At 73.0% G+C, this 17,509-nt stretch carries 19 protein-coding genes; 13 read left to right on the plus strand and 6 right to left on the minus strand.

The features are described from left to right. The first annotated feature begins 185 nt into the window (after positions 1-185). Both GTY96_RS03915 and GTY96_RS03920 read left to right on the plus strand, forming a co-directional pair. Complete coding sequence (locus tag GTY96_RS03915) at positions 186-1,514, plus strand: amidohydrolase (protein WP_161663872.1); 1,329 nt, start codon at positions 186-188, stop codon at positions 1,512-1,514. Between the two features lie 110 nt (positions 1,515-1,624). Next, a complete protein-coding gene (locus GTY96_RS03920) occupies positions 1,625-2,140 on the plus strand; it encodes a hypothetical protein (RefSeq protein WP_143898640.1) in 516 nt (171 codons plus the stop codon). Positions 2,141-2,146: 6 nt separating this feature from the next. Here the strand turns inward: GTY96_RS03920 and GTY96_RS03925 are convergent, their stop codons facing one another. Further along, a complete protein-coding gene (locus GTY96_RS03925) occupies positions 2,147-2,605 on the minus strand; it encodes a YaiI/YqxD family protein (protein ID WP_143898641.1) in 459 nt (152 codons plus the stop codon). 96 nt (positions 2,606-2,701) lie between these two features. Here GTY96_RS03925 and GTY96_RS03930 point away from each other — a divergent pair, with 96 nt between their 5' ends. The 9 genes from GTY96_RS03930 (at position 2,702) to GTY96_RS03970 (ending at position 12,097) form a co-directional block, all read left to right on the plus strand. Then, on the plus strand, positions 2,702-4,084 hold the full coding sequence (locus GTY96_RS03930; RefSeq protein ID WP_161663873.1) for a hypothetical protein: 1,383 nt from the start codon (positions 2,702-2,704) through the stop codon (positions 4,082-4,084). A 94-nt stretch (positions 4,085-4,178) separates the two neighbouring features. Next, a complete protein-coding gene (locus GTY96_RS03935; protein ID WP_328700759.1) occupies positions 4,179-5,141 on the plus strand; it encodes a metallophosphoesterase in 963 nt (320 codons plus the stop codon). Between the two features lie 107 nt (positions 5,142-5,248). Next, on the plus strand, positions 5,249-5,443 hold the full coding sequence (locus GTY96_RS03940; protein WP_143898647.1) for a hypothetical protein: 195 nt from the start codon (positions 5,249-5,251) through the stop codon (positions 5,441-5,443). A gap of 132 nt (positions 5,444-5,575) precedes the next feature. Continuing rightward, positions 5,576-7,579 (plus strand): TonB-dependent receptor plug domain-containing protein, encoded by a 2,004-nt coding sequence (locus GTY96_RS03945; RefSeq protein ID WP_161663875.1) that lies wholly within the window; start codon positions 5,576-5,578, stop codon positions 7,577-7,579. 31 nt (positions 7,580-7,610) lie between these two features. Then, complete coding sequence (locus GTY96_RS03950) at positions 7,611-8,267, plus strand: HmuY family protein (protein WP_143898651.1); 657 nt, start codon at positions 7,611-7,613, stop codon at positions 8,265-8,267. Next, a complete protein-coding gene (locus GTY96_RS03955; RefSeq protein ID WP_143898653.1) occupies positions 8,267-9,349 on the plus strand; it encodes a hemin-degrading factor in 1,083 nt (360 codons plus the stop codon). The genes GTY96_RS03950 and GTY96_RS03955 overlap by 1 nt, the downstream gene beginning before the upstream one ends. Further along, positions 9,346-10,215 carry a heme/hemin ABC transporter substrate-binding protein gene (locus GTY96_RS03960; protein WP_161663876.1) on the plus strand — a complete coding sequence of 290 codons (870 nt, stop codon included), beginning with the start codon at positions 9,346-9,348 and terminating at the stop codon, positions 10,213-10,215. Before GTY96_RS03955 ends, GTY96_RS03960 begins: the two co-directional genes overlap by 4 nt. Beyond that, a complete protein-coding gene (locus GTY96_RS03965; RefSeq protein WP_161663877.1) occupies positions 10,212-11,297 on the plus strand; it encodes a FecCD family ABC transporter permease in 1,086 nt (361 codons plus the stop codon). The genes GTY96_RS03960 and GTY96_RS03965 overlap by 4 nt, the downstream gene beginning before the upstream one ends. Next, positions 11,294-12,097, plus strand: a complete 804-nt coding sequence (locus GTY96_RS03970) for a heme ABC transporter ATP-binding protein (RefSeq protein WP_161663878.1) — start codon at positions 11,294-11,296, stop codon at positions 12,095-12,097. The genes GTY96_RS03965 and GTY96_RS03970 overlap by 4 nt, the downstream gene beginning before the upstream one ends. Positions 12,098-12,200: 103 nt before the next feature. Here the strand turns inward: GTY96_RS03970 and GTY96_RS03975 are convergent, their stop codons facing one another. Further along, the gene (locus GTY96_RS03975) at positions 12,201-12,872 is read right to left on the minus strand and encodes a TetR/AcrR family transcriptional regulator (protein WP_161663879.1); all 672 of its coding nucleotides are present in this window, start codon (positions 12,870-12,872) and stop codon (positions 12,201-12,203) included. 70 nt (positions 12,873-12,942) lie between these two features. Between GTY96_RS03975 and GTY96_RS03980 the strand changes: the two genes are divergently transcribed. Further along, the gene (locus GTY96_RS03980) at positions 12,943-13,830 is read left to right on the plus strand and encodes an SDR family NAD(P)-dependent oxidoreductase (RefSeq protein WP_143898663.1); all 888 of its coding nucleotides are present in this window, start codon (positions 12,943-12,945) and stop codon (positions 13,828-13,830) included. Positions 13,831-13,839: 9 nt separating this feature from the next. Here the strand turns inward: GTY96_RS03980 and GTY96_RS03985 are convergent, their stop codons facing one another. The 3 genes from GTY96_RS03985 to GTY96_RS03995 all read right to left on the minus strand — a co-directional run bounded on the left by GTY96_RS03985 (position 13,840) and on the right by GTY96_RS03995 (position 16,184). Then, positions 13,840-14,544 carry a VOC family protein gene (locus tag GTY96_RS03985; protein WP_143898665.1) on the minus strand — a complete coding sequence of 235 codons (705 nt, stop codon included), beginning with the start codon at positions 14,542-14,544 and terminating at the stop codon, positions 13,840-13,842. A 70-nt stretch (positions 14,545-14,614) separates the two neighbouring features. Further along, complete coding sequence (locus tag GTY96_RS03990; RefSeq protein WP_161663880.1) at positions 14,615-15,442, minus strand: alpha/beta hydrolase; 828 nt, start codon at positions 15,440-15,442, stop codon at positions 14,615-14,617. A 34-nt stretch (positions 15,443-15,476) separates the two neighbouring features. Further along, positions 15,477-16,184, minus strand: coding sequence for a spermidine synthase family protein (locus GTY96_RS03995; RefSeq protein WP_143898668.1), 708 nt, complete (start codon positions 16,182-16,184; stop codon positions 15,477-15,479). Positions 16,185-16,276: 92 nt separating this feature from the next. Here GTY96_RS03995 and GTY96_RS04000 point away from each other — a divergent pair, with 92 nt between their 5' ends. Then, on the plus strand, positions 16,277-17,014 hold the full coding sequence (locus tag GTY96_RS04000) for a tetratricopeptide repeat protein (RefSeq protein WP_143898669.1): 738 nt from the start codon (positions 16,277-16,279) through the stop codon (positions 17,012-17,014). Here GTY96_RS04000 and GTY96_RS04005 read toward each other — a convergent pair. Then, the gene (locus tag GTY96_RS04005) at positions 17,011-17,478 is read right to left on the minus strand and encodes a carbonic anhydrase (protein ID WP_161663881.1); all 468 of its coding nucleotides are present in this window, start codon (positions 17,476-17,478) and stop codon (positions 17,011-17,013) included. The two genes, GTY96_RS04000 and GTY96_RS04005, sit on opposite strands and share 4 nt — an antisense overlap. Positions 17,479-17,509: the final 31 nt, after the last annotated feature.

Below are 17,509 nucleotides of genomic sequence, written 5' to 3' on the forward strand. Positions count from 1 at the left end.
ACGAACGGACGGGCGGTACCTCGCTGGCCCACGGCACCCCGGAGGGTGGGACAGGCATCGCGGCGGGACGGGCCCCTGACCGCCGCCCTGGCGCCACCCTGTGAAGCCCGGCCCGCGGCTTCCACCTTGAGCCGTGGCCCGGCACCCGCCGCACTCCCCCGCGCCTGGGCCAGGGAGCCACCGCCATGAATGATGCCCATCCCCAGCCTCCCGTGGAGCGGGGGCCTTCGGGGCTCAAGGCCCGCGCCCGCCGCGTCCTCGCGCACCTGGACGCGGTGCTGCCAGACGTGGACTCGCTCTATGGCGACCTGCACGAACACCCGGAGCTGTCCGGCCACGAAGCGCGCACGGCGGCGGCGCTGGCGAAGCGCCTGGAGGCCGCCGGCTACACGGTGAGCCGGGACATCGGCGGCCACGGCGTGGTGGGGCTGCTGCGCAACGGGGACGGCCCCACGGTGCTGCTGCGCGGGGACATGGACGCGCTCCCCGTGGAGGAGCGGACGGGGCTGCCGTACGCGAGCCACGTGCGCACGAAGGACGGCGAGCCGGTGATGCACGCGTGCGGCCACGACGTCCACACCGCGTGCCTCGCGGGCACGGCGGCGCTGCTGGCGCGGTCGCGCGACGCGTGGCGTGGCACGGTGATGGTGGTGGGGCAGCCCGCGGAGGAGACCCTCCAGGGCGCCAGGGCGATGATGGACGCCGGCCTCTACGCGCGCTTCGGCACGCCGGACGCCGTGCTCGGCCAGCACACGGCGCCGTTGCCGGTGGGGGCCTTCATGCACCGCGAGGGCGTGGCGATGATGGGCTCGGCCAGCGTGCGCATCCGCCTCTTCGGCCGGGGCGCGCACGGGGCGCAGCCGGAGCTGTCGGTGGACCCCGTGGTGCTGGGGGCCAGCGTGGTGCTGCGGCTTCAGACCATCGTGTCGCGCGAGGTGCCGCCGCTGGAACCGGCGGTGGTGACGGTGGGCCACTTCCAGGCGGGCTCTCGTGCCAACGTGATTCCGGACGAAGCCCTGCTGGAGGTGACGGTGCGCACGGCGGACGACGCGGTGCAGGCCCGTGTCCTGGCCGCCATCGAGCGCATCGTGAAGGGCGAGGCCGCGGCGGCGGGCGCCCCGAAGCCTCCCCAGGTGGAGGTGATGGCGAGCACGCCGGTGAACCGCAACGACCCGGCGCTGCTCCGGCGCGTCCGGGCCGCGCACGCGGAGTGGTTCGGGCGCGACGCGCTGGTGCCGGGCGTGCTCGCCACCGCGAGCGAGGACTTCCCCCGGTTCGCCCAGGGGCCGGAGCACCCGGTGCCCACGGCGTACTGGTTCGTGGGCGTCACGCCGCCGCACGCCTGGAGCGCGGCGCCCGGGACGACGCCGCAGCAGAAGGTGACGCACCTGCCGGGGCCGCACTCGCCCTTCTACGCACCGGATCGCGCGGGCTCGCTGCGCAAGGGCTGCGAGTCGCTCACGGTCGCGGCGTTGAGCTGTCTGCACGGCGGCGAGGCACCCCGCGACCACTGACGAGGCTCCTGGCTGGAGCAGGGCCGCTGGACCGGCCGGCCCCTGTCGCTTGCCCCGGACGCAAGTGCCTCCACCTTGAGTGACGGACGACACTTCTGGAGGACACCCCGATGAAGCTTCCGCTCATGGCCACGCTCACCGCACTCCTGCTGGGAGGATGTGCCCACGAGGGAACCTCACGTGCGTCGGAGGACGTCAGCGGCACGGGAGGTTCGGGGAAGCAGCCCCGGGAGCATCCGGTGGGGGCCAGCGACGAGCTGTCCTGGGACGCGGAGGCGTCACCGGCCACGCAGTCGATGCTGAAGGACCACGGCATGGACTTCTACGGCGTGACGGCGCCCGGCGGGGACTCGGGCGCCTCTGGATCCTCCAAGCAGGTGGCCACCGGCGAGTTCGAATGCGTGGACTCCGAGCTCGTGGGCTTCGGCGGTTCGGGGGACGTGGCTTCGTCCTACGGCTCCGTCACCGCGACGCCGCTGATTCCGCTCGTCTCGCCGGGCAACCCGGGGGCGCGGCTGGACATCTCCCCGGACGCCTGGAAGAAGAACAAGTCCATCGGCACGAGCCCCGTGTCCCCCTCGACGGGCACGCCCGCGGTGGAGGGCAGCGGCGGCGCCGGCCGGTAGTCCCCCTCAGCCCTGCTGCTTCACGAGCCGGGTCAGCTCCCGGTCCAGCGTGGCGGCGAACTGCTGACGGTCCTGCTGCGAGAAGCTGCTGGGGCCCCCGGTGGTGACGCCGCTGTCGCGCAGCTCCTGCATGAAGTTGCGCACCGACAGCCGCTCGTCGATGTTCTCCGCCGTGAAGAGCTCGCCGCGCGGGTCCATCACCACGACGCCCTTGGGCACGAGCAGCGCGGCCAGCGGGATGTCCTGCGTGACGGCCAGGTCCCCGGCTTGCGCGGAGGTGGCGATGTGCCGGTCCGCCACGTCCGCCCCCGCGCCCACCTGCACGGTGGAGACGTACGCCAGCCTCGGCAGCGCCAGCGGCTTGTTGGCCACGAAGACGATGGGGACCTTCAGGCGCTGCACGGCGCGCAGGAGGATGTCCCGCACGGGCCCGGGACACGCATCGGCATCGACCCAGATTTGCATGGGGCCCATCCTCGCCCATCCCCCCGCCAGGGAAAGAAGAGATGCGGCGAGTCACGGCCGCGCGCACGGAGCGTGGATTCGCTAGAAGAGGGGGCCGTGAACGCCATCCCGGTCCCATCGTCGCGCCGCGACTTCGCGGCCTCGCCCCTCGCCCTCGGGTTGCTGTGCCTGGGGCTGTTCATCGTCTACAGCGTGAGCCAGGTGCGGCTCCAGACGGACTCGCTGTGGTCCATCCCGTCCGCGGCCAGCGTCCTCCATGAGGGCAACGCCGACCTGGACGAGTTCCGGCCCACGTTCTTCCCGGGCACCGCCTACGCCCGCCGCGAGGCCGGCGCCCACACGTATTACGAGTACCCGCCCGGCGTGGTGCTCGCGGCGCTGCCCTTCGTGGCGGGGGCCGAGGCGCTGTTCACGCTCCTGCGGCCGGTCCTGCCGAACCTGGGCACCGCGGGGGCCGACGCGCTGGCGTGGCTGGCGCTGTTCCAGGGCACGGGACTCGTGGACCTGGGCGCGTACAACCGCACCGAACAGCTCATCGCCTCGTTCTACGTCTGCGCCGCCGCGGGCGTGCTGCTCATCGCGCTGCGCCGGCGGGTGTCTCCGCGCGCGGCGCTGCTCACGGTCGCCCTCTTCGGGCTGGGCACCACCGCGTTCTCCACCGCCAGCCGCGTCCTCTGGCAGCACGGCCCCGGCCTGCTCGCCATCGCCTGCATCATCCTCATGCTGGCCCGGCCCACGCAGACCGCGCGCACCGCGCTGCTCACCGGACTGGCCGTCGCGCTCGCGTATGTCTGCCGGCCCACTCACTCCCTCAGCGTCATCGTCGTCACCGGGCTCTTCGTGCTGCGCTTCCGCCGGCTGCTGCCGGCCTACTTCGCGGGCGCGGCGCTCGTGGCGGTGCCGTTCTGCGCGTACAACCTGCACATCTACGGCGCGCTCCTGTCGCCCTACTACCGCCACGTGCTGGAGATCTCCGGCCCGCGCTTCTTCCTGGCCCTGGCCGCCAACCTGGTCAGCCCGTCGCGCGGGCTGCTGATCTTCTCCCCGTTCCTGGTGCTGGCGGGGGTGGGGTTCTTCCAGAAGTGGCGCGGCCGGACCTTGGAGCCGTACGAGAAGGCCTTCGCCCTCATCGTGCTCCTGCACTGGGGGGCCATCTCCGCCTTCGCCATCTGGTGGGCGGGCCACTCCGTGGGGCCGCGCTTCTTCACCGACGTGCTGCCCTACGTCGTCTACTTCCTCGCGTTCCCCGTGCAGGCCGTGCTGGAGGCGCCGCGAAGGCACGCGGTCCTCACGGGCGTGCTCGTGGTGACAGCCCTCTTCAGCGTGCTGCTCCACTGGCGCGCCTCCAACTCCTATGACGTGCACGGGTGGAACTCCGTCCCCGTCAACGTGGACAGCGACCCGTCGCGGTGCTGGGACTGGAAGGATGCGCAGTTCCTGCGAGCCATCCCCGCCCGCATCCGGGGCACACGCTGGTAGGGCAGGGGGCCTGGTCGCCTGCCCGCCTGAGACGCGGCGGCGGCCTCGCGCGGGACGTGCGGTAGGCTTCCTCGCCCTTGATGGAAGGAAGCCCGTGCGTCCCGTCCTCCTCTGCCTGCTGTTGCCCGTGCTCGCCAGCGCCGCCGCCCCGAAGGCGCAGGACCCCTTCGTCTTCCAGGGGGTGGAGCGCATCGTCGCCGTCGCGGACGTGCACGGGGACGTGGACGCGCTCAAGGACGTGCTCCGGCTCGCGGGCCTCATCGACGCGAAGGACCGCTGGGTGGGCGGCAAGACGCACCTCGTGCAGACGGGGGACCTGCCCGACCGGGGCGACCGCACCCGCGACACGTTCGAGCTGCTCATGCGCCTGGAGACCGAGGCCCGCAAGGCCGGCGGCCGCGTGCACCCGCTCCTGGGCAACCACGAGCTGATGAACATGCGCGGGGACCTGCGCTACGTCACCCCCGGTGAGCTCGCGTCCTTCGCGGACCAGTCCCCCACCGCCGACGGTCCGGGGGAACCCCCGGGGGCTCGCGGTCACGCCGCCGCCTACGCCGCGGACGGGCGCTACGGGAAGTGGCTGCGCACGCACCCCGCCGTCATCCGCATCAACGACACCCTCTTCCTCCACGGTGGCCTGGCGCCGACGGTCCCGGGCACCACGCTGGACGACGTGAACCGTTGGGTGTGGCAGGACCTGACGCAGGGGCAACCTCCGGGCGGCGGCGTGGATCCTCAGGGCCCGGTGTGGTTCCGGGGCTACGCCCTCGACGACGAGGCGAAGTGGGACGCCGGCCTCACCCAGGTGCTGGAGCGCTTCGGCGCCCGGCGCATGGTGATGGGCCACACGCCGTCGCAGGACGGCCGGCTCTCCATCCGCTTCGGGGGCCGCGTCATCGTCATCGACACCGGCCTCAGCACCCACTACGGCCGCCACCTGGCCGCGCTGGAGCTTCGCGGCGACCGCCTCACCGCCCTCTACCCGGAAGGCCGCGTGCCCCTCCTCGTCGCGCCCCGGCCCGCCCTCCGCCCGGAAGCGAACACGGGCACGAAGTAGACGGTTTCCCTCCGGACACCCACCCCCCCTGGGGAGTTCACTGCAAGTCTTTTGACTTTGATAGTCAGTATCAATATCGTCCTTCCCATCGAACGCAGGGAGCCGCGATGCACGAGGGATGCGGAGCGCAGGGTGGTTCCGAGGAGCTGCGCTGCATGTGCGGCAGCCTGTTGGCGCGGCTGGTGCCGGGCGGCGTGGAGCTGAAGTGCCGGCGCTGTCACCGGACACAGGTGGTGCCCCTGGAGTCCTCGTCTCCGGCGGAGTCCCGGCGGGGCCCCGCGCCCCGGGGTGAGCGTGGCTGAAGTGCCTTGAAGGACCGGGTCCCGGAAGGGGCCCGCAGTGGTGCGTTTCCTGAGGCCCGAGGCCCTTGAGCCCAGCGCCCGACAGGCTTCCCTTCCGCGGAGGCCCCCGGCTCCGTGCCGGGAGGACCTGGGATGTCCGGGCGTTGGTGGCTGTGCGCGCTGTTGTGGAGTGCCCTGTCCGGCGTGGCCCGGGCGGAGGACGCACCGTCCGAGGACGGCGGCGTGGCGCAAGCCGCGTCCGAGGCTCCGGCGGTGGAGCCTCGGTCCGCGGTGGACGCCACCGCCTCGCTTCCCCCGGACGACCTCCCCGCGCTCCAGACGGTGGTGACGGGCTCGCGCACGCAGGAGCGTCTGCGCGAGACGCCGGTGGCGACGGAGGTCATCACCCGCTCGGAGATCATCGCCAGCGGGGCGCGTGACGCGTCGGAGCTGCTGGCCACGCGCCCGGGCCTGGTGGTGCAGCAGGGCTTCGCGGGCGCCACGCTGTCGGTGCAGGGGCTGGCGCCGGAGTACGTGCTGGTGCTGGTGGACGGCGAGCGCGTCACCGGCAAGGTGGACGGCAGCGTGGACCTGTCGCGCCTGTCGCTGGAGGACATCGAACAGGTCGAGATCGTGAAGGGCCCGTCGTCCGTGCTGTACGGCAGCGACGCGGTCGCGGGCGTGGTGAACTTCATCACCCGGCGCGCGCAGCGCACCCTGGGCGCGGACCTGCGCGCCGCCTACGGCACGCTCCAGCGCCTGGACCTGGACGCCACCGGTGAGACGCGCGGCGATGCCTGGGGCCTGCGCCTGAGCGCGGGGCTCCAGCGCCGCGCGTCGTATGACCTGGACCCCTCGGACATCGGCACCACGGGCAGCAGCCTGGACGGCTATGACGTGTCCGCGCGCGGCGACTGGCGCGGCTCGGAGACGCTCTCGCTGGAGGGCACCGCGTCCTTCTCCCACCGCATCCAGCGCGGCGTGGACCTGGGCGCCGGGAACGCGGTGTTCGACCGCGCGACCCGCGACAACACCTTCGCCTCGCGCCTGTCGCCGTCGTGGCGGCTGTCGAGCGCGGCGACGCTGCGCGCGGACGTGTCCTACGGGCACTACGAGCGGCGCTACCTGCGCGACCAGCGCAACGCCTCCGCGCTGGACACCGTGGAGGACACCCGCGACCAGCAGGCCCGGGTGGGCGCGCAGGTGGAGGCGCGGCCCGGCGGCGGACACGCGCTGGTGGCGGGCACCGAATACCTGGGGGAGTGGCTGCGCTCGGACCGGTTGGAGGGCGGGCGCGGGCGTCGCGGACGTGGCTCCGTGTACGCGCAGGACAGCTGGACGCTGGCGGAAGGGGTGGGGCTGGTGCTGGTGCCCGGCGGACGGCTGGACGTGGACTCGCAGTTCGGGCTCGCGGCCACGCCCCGCGTGGCGCTGAAGGCGGACCCCACGTCGTGGCTCACGGTGCGAGGCAGCTACGGCTGGGGCTACCGCGCGCCCAGCTTCCAGGACCTGCTCATCGACTTCGAGAACCCCTCCGTGGGCTATACCGTGCGCGGCAACCCGGACCTGAAGCCGGAGCGCTCGCGCAGCGTCAGCATCAACCTGGAGGCGCGGCCCACGCGCGACTCCATGGTGTGGGTGGGCGCGTTCCAGCACGGGCTGCGCGACATGATCGCCGCGTCGCTCCAGTCCGAGGGCGACTTCCTGCGCTACTCGTACATCAACATCGCGCGGGCGCGCGTGCGCGGCGCCGAGCTGGGGCTGCGCCAGTCGCTGCCCGGCCGCATCCAGCTGGAGCTGGGCTACACGCTCACCGACGGCACCGACCAGGAGCTGGACCGCGCCTTGGAAGGTCAGGCGCGCCACCGGCTCACCGCGCAGGCCACGTGGCGCCACCGGCAGTGGGGCCTGGAGGCCAACGTGCGCGGCGCGCTCACGGGCGAGCGTCCTTTCTATCCCGATACCAACGGAGACGGTGTGGCGGATTCCTACCGTGCCAGCCCCACCGTCTCCCTGGACGCCCGAGTCGCCTGGCAGCTGCCGGCGGGCGGGCTCCAGCTTTTCGTTGTGGGCAGCAACCTCACCGGTGCGGGCAATCCGAACGATCTGCCCATTCCTCCCCGCACCCTCCAAGCCGGTGTCTCCACCCGGTTCTGAAGCACCTCCCATGCACCCTGAAGGAGTCCGCATGTCTCTCCAACCCTTCCGTTCCCGCCTGCTGAGCCGGGCCTGCGCGGCGCTGCTCCTCGCGGGGCTGAGCACCGCGTGCGGTGATGACCTCCAACCCAAGCCCGGGCCCCAGGATCCGGACCCCATCGTCACGCCGCAGGACGGCGCGAACCTGAAGCACCAGGACAACGGCGACGGCTCCTTCACCACCGTCGTCGACGCGACCGACACGGCGGCGTGGGTGGGGATGGATCTGGATACAGGCAAGCAGGTGAGCGCGGCGGACGACGCGCTGTGGGACCTGGCCTTCCAGCGCTACACCGTGAAGTCGCGCGGCGGCGTCAGCGGCACGGGCGGCGTGCAGGTGGCCATCGTGCAGGGCACGACGTTCGCGGCGCTCACCCAGGCGCCGGCGTCCGGCTACCTGACGGACGCGCCAGATGGCGATGACCCCGGCGACAGCCCGGACACCGTCTTCAACGTGGGGGACGGCTGGTACGTCTACGACCTCAAGTTCCACACGCTCACGCCGCGCCCGCAAATCTACGTCGTCCGCTCCGACCAGGGGACGTACTTCAAGGTGGAGCTGCAGTCCTACTACGACGCCGTGGGGACGCCCGCGATGCTGAAGCTGCTCTGGGCGAAGGTGGCCGCGCCGGCCGGGGGGCAGCCGTGATGGACCGCTCGCAAGAGGTAGTGAGCCCCAATGCCGCGCTGAAGGAGCGCTGGCTGGCCCTGCGTGAGGCCCAGCCGCGCATGCGCATCCGCGACGCGGCGGAGCAGCTGGGCGTGAGCGAGGCGGAGCTGCTCGTCACCGGCGTGACGGGAGAGCTGGTGCGGCTGGAGCCGCGCTTCGACGTGCTGCTGCCCCGCCTGGAGTCGCTGGGCCGGGTGATGGCGCTCACGCGCAACGCGTCCGCCGTGCATGAGAAGAAGGGCGTCTACCGCAACGTGGAGCTGAGCGGGGCGCGGGCGCTGGTGCTGGACGAGGACATCGACCTGCGCCTGTTCCTGTCGCGCTGGTGCTTCGTCTTCGCGCTGCGCGAGGACGTCTCCGGCGTGGTGCGCCGCAGCTTCCACGTCTTCGACGCGGCGGGCACCGCGGTGCATAAAATCTACCTCCAGGACGACGCGAACGTCGCCGCCTTCGAGGCGCTGGTGCGGGAGCTCCAGCACGAGGACCAGCGCCACGCGCTGGAGGTGGTGCCGGTGACGCCGCCCGCCGCGCCGCGCCCGGACTCGGAGATCGACGCGCCGGGGCTGGTGGAGGGCTGGCGGGCGCTCCAGGACACGCACGAGTTCTTCTCGCTGCTGATGCGCTTCAAGGTGGCGCGCACGCAGGCCCTGCGGCTGGCGGGCAAGGAGTTCGCGACGCCGGTGGCGCCGGACGCGCTGGCCTGGACGCTGGAGCGCGCCGCCTCCTCCGCGATGCCCATCATGGTGTTCGTGGGCAATCCCGGGGCGATTCAAATCCACACCGGCCCGGTGCGCACGGTGCGGCCCATGGGCCCGTGGATGAACGTGTTGGACCCGGGCTTCAACCTCCACCTGCGGACCGACCACGTCCACACCGCGTGGGTGGTGCGCAAGCCCACGCGCGACGGCGACGTGACATCCCTGGAGCTGTTCGACGCGGCGGGGGAGAACATCGCGCTGCTGTTCGGCAAGCGGAAGCCGGGCGAGTTGGAGTCCCCCGCGTGGCGGGCGCTGATGGAGGAGCTGAGCCGGGCGCTGCCCGCGGTGGAGGTGGCGTCATGAGGCGCGGGGCCTGGAAGGCGGGGCTGCTCGCGGCCCTGTTCGCGGTGTCCGCGTACGCGGCGCCGCCCGCGCCCGCGCCGAAGCTCGTCACCATCGGGCCGGCCGTCACGCAGACGGTGTTCGCGCTGGGCGCGGGTGACCGCGTGGTGGGCGTGGACGACTCCAGCACGGCGCTGCCGGAGGCCTCCAAGCTGCGCTCGGTGGGCTACCAGCGCGCGCTGTCCGCCGAAGGGGTGTTGTCGCTGGGCGCGGGCATGCTGCTGGGCTCGGCGGAGGCCGGGCCCCCCGGGGTGCTGGAGCAGCTCAAGCAGGCGGGCATGAAGGTGGAGACGTTCACCAACGAGCCCACCGTGGAGTCCGCGCGCTCGCGCATCCAGACGATCGCGGAGCGGCTGGGCATCCCGGAGCAGGGCAAGGCGTTGGTGGCGAAGCTGGACGCGGACCTGGCGCGGGCGTCCGGCCGCGCGGCCCAGGTGAAGGGCACGAAGCCGCCGCGCGTCCTCGCCATCTATTCGCGGGGCGCGGGCACGATGATGGTGGCGGGCTCGGGCTCGGTGGCGGACACGCTCATCCGCCTGACGGGCGCGGTGAACGCGGCGGGGGACCTGCAGGGCTACAAGCCGCTCGGCGCGGAGGCCGTGGTGGCGGCGGCGCCGGACTTCGTGCTGCTGCCGGCGGGCTCGGTGACGACGGTGGGGGGCGAGGAGGGGCTGGCGAAGCTGCCCGGGCTGTCGCAGGTGAAGGGCTGGAAGCTCGTCACGGTGGAGGACGTGGACTTCATGGGGCTGGGGCCCGGCCTGGGGAAGGCCGTGGTCCGGGTGCAGGACGCGGTGGCCCCGGCGGTGGCGAAGGGCGGCGGCAAATGAGCGCGTCGGAGGCCATGTCCGCGCCCGCCACGCACCCGGTGCCCTCGCGGCTTCCGGGCGCGGGCCCCTGGGTGACGCTGGGGCTGCTGCTGGCGCTCATCGCGCTCGCGTCGCTGGCGGTGGGCACGGTGCCTGTGCCTCCGTCCGCCATCCTGGGCAGTGTGTGGGAGTCGCTGGGGTTGGGAGAGGCCTCCCACCGGTTGGAGCCGATGCAGCGCGCGGTGCTCCTCACCCTGCGCCTGCCGCGCGTGGTGCTGGGGGTGTTGGTGGGCGCGGTGCTCGCGACGACGGGCGCCGCGCTCCAGGCCCTCTTCCGCAATCCGCTGGTGGAGCCGGGCCTGCTGGGCACCTCCAGCGGGGCGGCGCTGGGCGCGGTGCTGGCCATCGTGATGGACGTGGCGCTGGCCGCGCACGTGGGCGGCTTCCGGATGCTGGTGGTGCCGGGCGCGGCCTTCCTGGGCGCGCTGGGGGCGACGCTGCTCGCCCTGCGGCTGGGGTCGGGCGGCGGCCGCACGGACACGCCGCGCGTGCTGCTGGCGGGCGTGGCGGTGAGCGCGGGCGCGTTCGCGGGCATGGGGCTGCTCACGCACGCGGCCTCGGACGCGCAGCTGCGCACCATCACGTTCTGGAGCCTGGGCAGCCTGGGCGGGGCGTCGTGGGAGGCGGTGGGCGCCGCGTCGGTGCCGCTGCTGGCGACGCTGGGGTTGTTGCTGCGTGAGTCGCGCGCGCTCAACCTGATGCTCCTGGGGGAGCGCGAGGCGTGGCACCTGGGCGTGGACGTGGAGCGGCTCAAGCGCCGGCTCATCCTCGCCGCGGCGCTGGGCGTGGGCTCGGCGGTGGCCTTCTGCGGCATCATCGGGTTCGTGGGGTTGTTGGTGCCCGCCCTGCTGCGCATCGCGCTGGGGCCGGACCACCGGCGCTTGCTGGCCGCGTCCGCGCTGTCGGGGGCGTCGCTGCTGCTCGCGTCGGACCTGCTCGCGCGCACGCTGGCGTCCCCGTCGGAGCTGCCCGTGGGCGCCCTCACGTCCGTGCTGGGCGTCCCGGCCTTCATCGCGCTCCTGGCGCGCAAGGGGGCCGCATGAGCCTGGAGGCGCGCGACATCGAGGTGTGGCGCGGCCGGGGCCGGGTGGCGGGCCCGCTGTCACTGGAGCTGCGGCCCGGCGAGGTGCTGGCCGTCGTGGGCCCCAATGGCGCGGGCAAGTCCTCCCTGCTCGCGGCGCTGTCGGGCGAGCTGCGCTGCAAGACCGGTGAGGTGTCCCTGGAGGGCCGCGCGCTGCACCAGTGGCCCTTCGTGGAGCGCGCGCAGCGGCTGGGCGTGCTGCCGCAGGAGTCCTCCCTGGGCTTCGGCTTCACGGCCCTGGAGGTCGCGCTGCTGGGCCGCAGCCCCCATGCCCGGCGGGGGGGCGCGCAGTCCGACCTGGACATCGCCCGCGCCGCGCTGGACGCCACCGACACGCAGCACCTGGCCTCCCGCGCGTACCCCACGCTGTCGGGCGGTGAGCGGCAGCGGGTGCAACTGGCCCGGGTGCTGGCCCAGCTGTGGACGCCGCCCGTGCACGGCCACCGCTACCTGTTGCTGGATGAGCCGACGGCGAGCCTGGACCTCTCCCACCAGCACCTGGTGCTGGAGCGCGCCCGGGCCTTCTCCCGCGAGGGCGGCGCGGTGCTCGCCGTCTTGCATGACCTGAACCTGGCCGCGCGGTACGCGGATCGGATCGCCGTGCTGGCCCAGGGCCGGTGCGTGGAGACGGGCGCCCCGTCGAGCGTGCTCACGCCCGGCCTCATCGCGAACACCTTTGGATTGCAGGTGGAGGTGCTGGTCCGCCCGGACCTGCCCGGCCCGCTGGTGATTCCCATGGGCCGCGCGCCGGCGCCTCCCTGACGCAGCCGCTTCCTCCCGCGAGGAGGGGGTCCACGCGTGCGAACGCCCCTCCAAGGCCACGCGTCGGACCCTCCTCGCGGAAGGGCGTCGCGCGTGGCGGCCTTCACATCCGGGCCGCGCGCTCGCGGGTCGCGCGCCGGGGGCGTGCCAGGGCCGGCTCCGGGTGCAGGTAGCCGAGCGCGAGCGCGGCGATCTCCTCCACGAACGCCTCGTCCTCCAGGTAGTCCGGCCGGTCCGTCACCGCCGAGTGGCAGAGCGCCTCCACCGCGTTCACCAGGATGAAGACCGCCATGTCCAGGTTCCGGGGGCGCAGGTCCTCGAAGCGCGGCGCGAGGAAGGCCCGCACCAGCCGGAACAGGCGCTGTGAATACGCGTCCGACAGCCCCCACTGGCGCATGCGCGGCATCAGCTCATGCAGCACCTGATGCAGGCGCGGGTTCTCCCGCTTCACCGCGAGCACCTGCCGGATGAGGGCCCGCATCGCCACCGGGAGCGGTTGCCCGGCCAGCGGCACCAGCCCGGCCTCGAAGTCCGCCAGCCCCCGTGCGCGGTGCTGCTCCATCAGCGCCGTCACCAGCCCCTCCTTGCTCGGGAAGTACTGGTAGAGCGAGCCCACGCTCACGCCCGCCTCCTGGGCGATGCGGTTGGTGCTCGCGGCCTCGTAGCCGTCCCTGAGCAGAACGCGAGCGGTCGCGGTGAGGATGGCGTCGCAGGTGGCCTGCGCCCGCTCCTGGCGGGGCGCCCTGCGACGGGACGGCGGGGGACGGCGGGGCATGCGGCCTCCAGGACGGAATGTGAGCACCACGCGAGTTGTGAACGTGAGCGCTGGCTCACATTCTAACCCCATGCAAACGACTTCGTCTCCGGCTGCTGGCCGTCCCCCTGTCTCCTCTCCCGCCCTTCGGGGTGGAGCCTTCCCCTACGCGGGCCACCGCGCGCTCGTGACGGGCGCGTCGTCTGGCCTGGGGGAGGTGTTCGCCCGCGAGCTGGCGGCGCGGGGCATGGACCTCATCCTGGTGGCGCGCTCGGAGGAGCGGATGCGCGCGTTGGCGGCGGAGCTGGTGAAGGCGCACGGCATCCAGGCGGAGGTCATCGCGCTGGACCTGGGCCGCGAGGGCGCGGGCCGCGAGCTGCACGCGCGCTGCCAGCAGAAGGGGCTGCGCGTGGACCTGCTCGTGAACAACGCGGGCTTCGGCACGCACGGGGCCTTCGACGCGGCGCCCTTCGCCCGGCAGCACGAGCAGGTGATGCTCAACGTCACGTCGCTGGTGGACACCAGCCACCTGTTCCTGCCGGACATGCTCGCGCGCGGCGTGGGGGGCATCCTCAACGTGGCCTCCACCGCGGGCTTCCAGCCGGTGCCGTACATGGCCGTCTACGGGGCCAGCAAGGCGTTCGTGCTGTCCTTCTCGGAGGCGCTGTCGGAGGAGACGCGCGAGCGGGGCGTGCGGGTGCTCGCCCTGTGCCCGGGGCCCGTGCGGACGGCCTTCTTCGACGTGGTGGGCACGAAGCAGGCCGCCGTGGGCCCCATGGCGACGGCGGAGGAGGTGGTGCTGCGCGGCCTCAAGGCCCTGGACCAGGGCCGCGCGTCGGTGGTGCCGGGGTGGCGCAACTGGCTCCAGGCCAACCTCACGCGCTTCACGCCGCGTTGGCTGAACCTGCGGGTGGCCGGCGGGATGATGCGGCCCCCCGAGGCGTCAGCGGGCGGGGGCGCCGCGAGGCTCGCGCCGTAGCGGAGGGCTTCAGGGCGCCGGAGGGTTCCTCGGCACCGGCGGCGTGGGCGAGTCCAGCGCGGCGGCGATCTGCGCGTCGGTGAGCTGGAAGAAGGCCTCGCCGCGCGGAGCCCACTCGCCGGTGAAGACGAAGTTGGGGCGCGTGGTGGGCGCCGGCTGCGGCACCTTGCCGCCCTGGGACGTGAAGGGCGGCGGGCTGACGAAGGACTCCAGCTCCGCCGCGCTGATGCCACAGAAGGCCACCACGGCCGGGTCGATCCACTGCGCCACGTCGATGGCGCCCTCCGCCGTCGCGAACTCCAGGATGAGCCCTTCCGGCGCCTGGACATACATCGACTTGCACATGTTGTGATTGACCGGCCCCGCGACCCAGTACCCGTGCGAGCGCAGCCGGTCGCGCAGCGCCAGCAGCTCCACCTCGCTGGGGACGCTCAGCGCCAGGTGCTGCATCGCGCCCGGCGCCACCGAGCCTGCGCTGAAGCCCGGGTGCGAGACGCCAATCACCGGCTCGATGCCCGCCATGTCCGGCGCCTGCACGAAGCTCAGGGAGCAGGTGTCCCCCAGCCGCAGGAAGGCATGCACGGTGTTCTCCACGCCGTGCATCCAGTACAGCGCCTCCAGCTCCATGCCGACGACCTGGGTGAAGAACGCGAGCTGCGCCTTCATGTCCTTCGTCGCGAGCGCCAGGTGATGGACACCATCGGGTAGACCCATTGAACACCTCCACGAAAGTTGGGGAGAGGGTGTTCTACCGGGTTTCCCGGTGCCGGGACCATCCAGGAGGCTAGGGGGCCGTTTTCGCGGCCTCGGGCGCGAAGGCCTCGCGCAGCACCTTCGCCTCCATCGAGCGGTAGATGTTGCCGTGGAGCAGCTCCGGCCGGGGCTCGTACTTCCACTGGACTCCGGTGGGTGCGTTCGCCTGGAGCGCTTCGGCCAGGCGCCCGACCTCCGGCCCGACGTCGTCGCCCGCGGACGCGAGGAAGAGCGTGCCCTTCGGCGTGGGACGGCTCCTGAGCCGAGCGCCGGCCGAACGCACCAGCTCCTCCTGGTTCCACCAGAGGCTGGGGCTCAGCGCGATGAAGGTGCGGAACAGCCCCGGCTGGAGGAAGAACGACTCCACGATGAAGAGGCCCGCGAGCGACTCGCCGATGATGGCCGTCTCCTGCGTGACGCGGTAGCGGCGGCTCACCTGGGGCATCAGCTCGTCGCCGATGAAGTTGCGGAACGCCCTCGAGCCTCCCACGCGCGGAGCGATCTTCCTGTCACTGTCGACCTGCGTGGGGCCGGTCATGTCGCGGCGCCGTTCGGTGTTCTCGATGCCCACCAGGATGAGCGGCCGCATCTCGCCGGCGCGGATGGCCGTGTCGATGGTGGTGGCGACGTGCGGGAAGTCCTCCTGCTCGCCGCCGTCGGGCATATAGAGCACGGGGTAGCGCGTGTTCTTCGCCTCGGCGTACCCCGGCGGCAGGTAGACGTTGATGCGCCGCTGCTCCTTCAAGAGCTCGGACTTGAGGGTGAACGTCACATGGGGCGGCATCGGCTCCGCCTCGGTGGCCTGTCCCACGCTGCTCACCAGCACCACGGCGAGCACGAACCCACGCAAACTCTTCATCACCCCGTACCTCCAGGAACACTGCGTTGGATGTTCAGCGCCGCGACGACGGGCCGCGGGAAGCGGAGGACTTGGGCACGCGACGGGCGACGAAGAGCGTGTGCTTGGGGCCCTTGGTGCCGTGCGCGTTGGGGTGCAGGAGCTGGACGCTGAAGCCCACCTCCTCCAGCCGCCGCACGTACGTGGGGGAGGGCCCGGCGCTCCACACCACCAGCGTCCCGTTGGAGCGCAGCGCGTTGAAGGCGTGCGACACACCGGTGAGGTCATAGAGGCTCTCGTTGTCGGGGTGCGTGAGCGCGGAGGGGCCGTTGTCCACGTCGAGCAGGATGGCGTCGAAGGCGCCCTGCTGCCTGCGCATCAGCCGGCCCACGTCGCCCTCCACCACCGTGACGCGCGGGTCCTCCAGCGGAGCTTGGGCCAGGGGCGCGAGCACGCCCCGGTTCCACGCCACCACCACGGGCAGCAGCTCCGACACCACGACCCGGGCGCCCGGGCCCAGCCGGTCCAGTACCGCGCGCGCCGTGAAGCCGAAGCCCAGGCCGCCCACGAGCACCCGGGCGGGCGCTCCCTCCGTGAGGTGCGAGCAGCCCGCGTCGGCCATGGCGAACTCGGAGCCATGCTGGCGGCTGGACATCAGCGTCTGGCCGCGCACGCGCAGCACGTATTCGTCATCCCGCCGGGCGAGGACGACCTCTCCCACCTCCGGCACCTGCGCGCGCTCCACTGTTTCCCAGGGCTTCATGCCAGCGCTCTTCGCGCGACCGGGCTCGCGGGTCAAGTCGCCTTGACACCCCCGGGACCCGCCTGCGAAATCGCCGGGGAGGCCCCCACCGCATGGAACGCAACGGACGTCAGGCGTGGCCCCCGGAGCTGTCCGAACCCCTCCGCGAGGTGGACCGCCTCCGCCGGGGAGGCCGCTACGCGTCGGCGCTCGCGCTGGCGAGGAAGCTGGCGGAAGCCCACCCGGCGCAGGTGCGGGTGCTCGTGGAGGTGGGGCTCACGCTGGGCGTATGGGGCGGCCAGCCCGCGGAGGCGCTGCCCTGGTTCGACCGCGTGCTCGAGCTGGCGCCGGGGCACGTGGCCACGCGCTACCACCGGGCGCTCGCGCTGGCGCGGCTGGGGCGGCACGCGGAGGCGGTGGAGGGTTTCACGCAGGTGGAGGCCGCGGGCTTCCGCAAGGCGCTGGTGCTGCACATGAAGCGCGCGCAGTCGCTCGGGGCGCTGGGCCGGTGGGAGGAGGCCGAGTCCGACTGGACGGCGGCCCTCGCGGAGGACCGGGGCAATCCGTGGCTCCTCCAGCAGCGAGCCGGGGTCCGCGTCCGGGCAGGACGGCCGGAGGACGCGGAGCGCGACCTCACCACCGCGCTCGAAGCCCAGTCCGGCGAGGCCGTGGACCCCGAATTGCTGTACGAGCGGGGCATGCTGCGCCTCCAGCGAGGGGGGCTCGCGGAGGCGCGCGGGGACTTCGACGCGGGGCTCGCGGCCTTCCGCGTGGGGGATCCGCCGTCGTTGCTGGACGCGCTCCGTCAGGGGCTGCGGGAGGCAGCGTCGCGCGGAGGCGGTGCGCGTTAGCCTTCGCGAGGAATGGGCTCGAACTCGACGGTGGTGCCCTTGGGGTGCGCGTAGAAGAGGTGGATGCGCAGGTGGGGGTACGCGTTCTGGAGCTCCTTCGCGCCGAAGTGGAGGTCCTTCAGCTGCTGCTCCAGGGCGATGGCGGGGCCCAGCGCGCCGTGCTTGGCGTTGTAATAGCCACAGGTGGCGTGGGCCAGCAGCAGCACGTCCTCGATGTGGTGGCCTTCGATGAGGAAGCGCGCGGCGCGGGTGATGCCCTCGCTCTCCAGGTAGTCCGACGCCCAGCGGTTGAGGAGCGCCGGGCCGCCGGGGAGGGTGAGCGTGTCGATGCGAGGATGGCCCAGGTGGTGGGCCAGGTCCTCCACGGCCTCGGTGAAGCGCCCGTCCGAGCAGTACACGGCCAGGGCCTTCGGGTGGACCGACTCGAAGGGGACGCGGGAGACGTAGGGGGCGGGAGCGGACATGCCCCCCAGGTTAACGGCTTCCCGCCTCCGC

The organism is Corallococcus silvisoli, assembly GCF_009909145.1.
In the GTDB taxonomy this organism is placed as follows: domain Bacteria; phylum Myxococcota; class Myxococcia; order Myxococcales; family Myxococcaceae; genus Corallococcus; species Corallococcus silvisoli.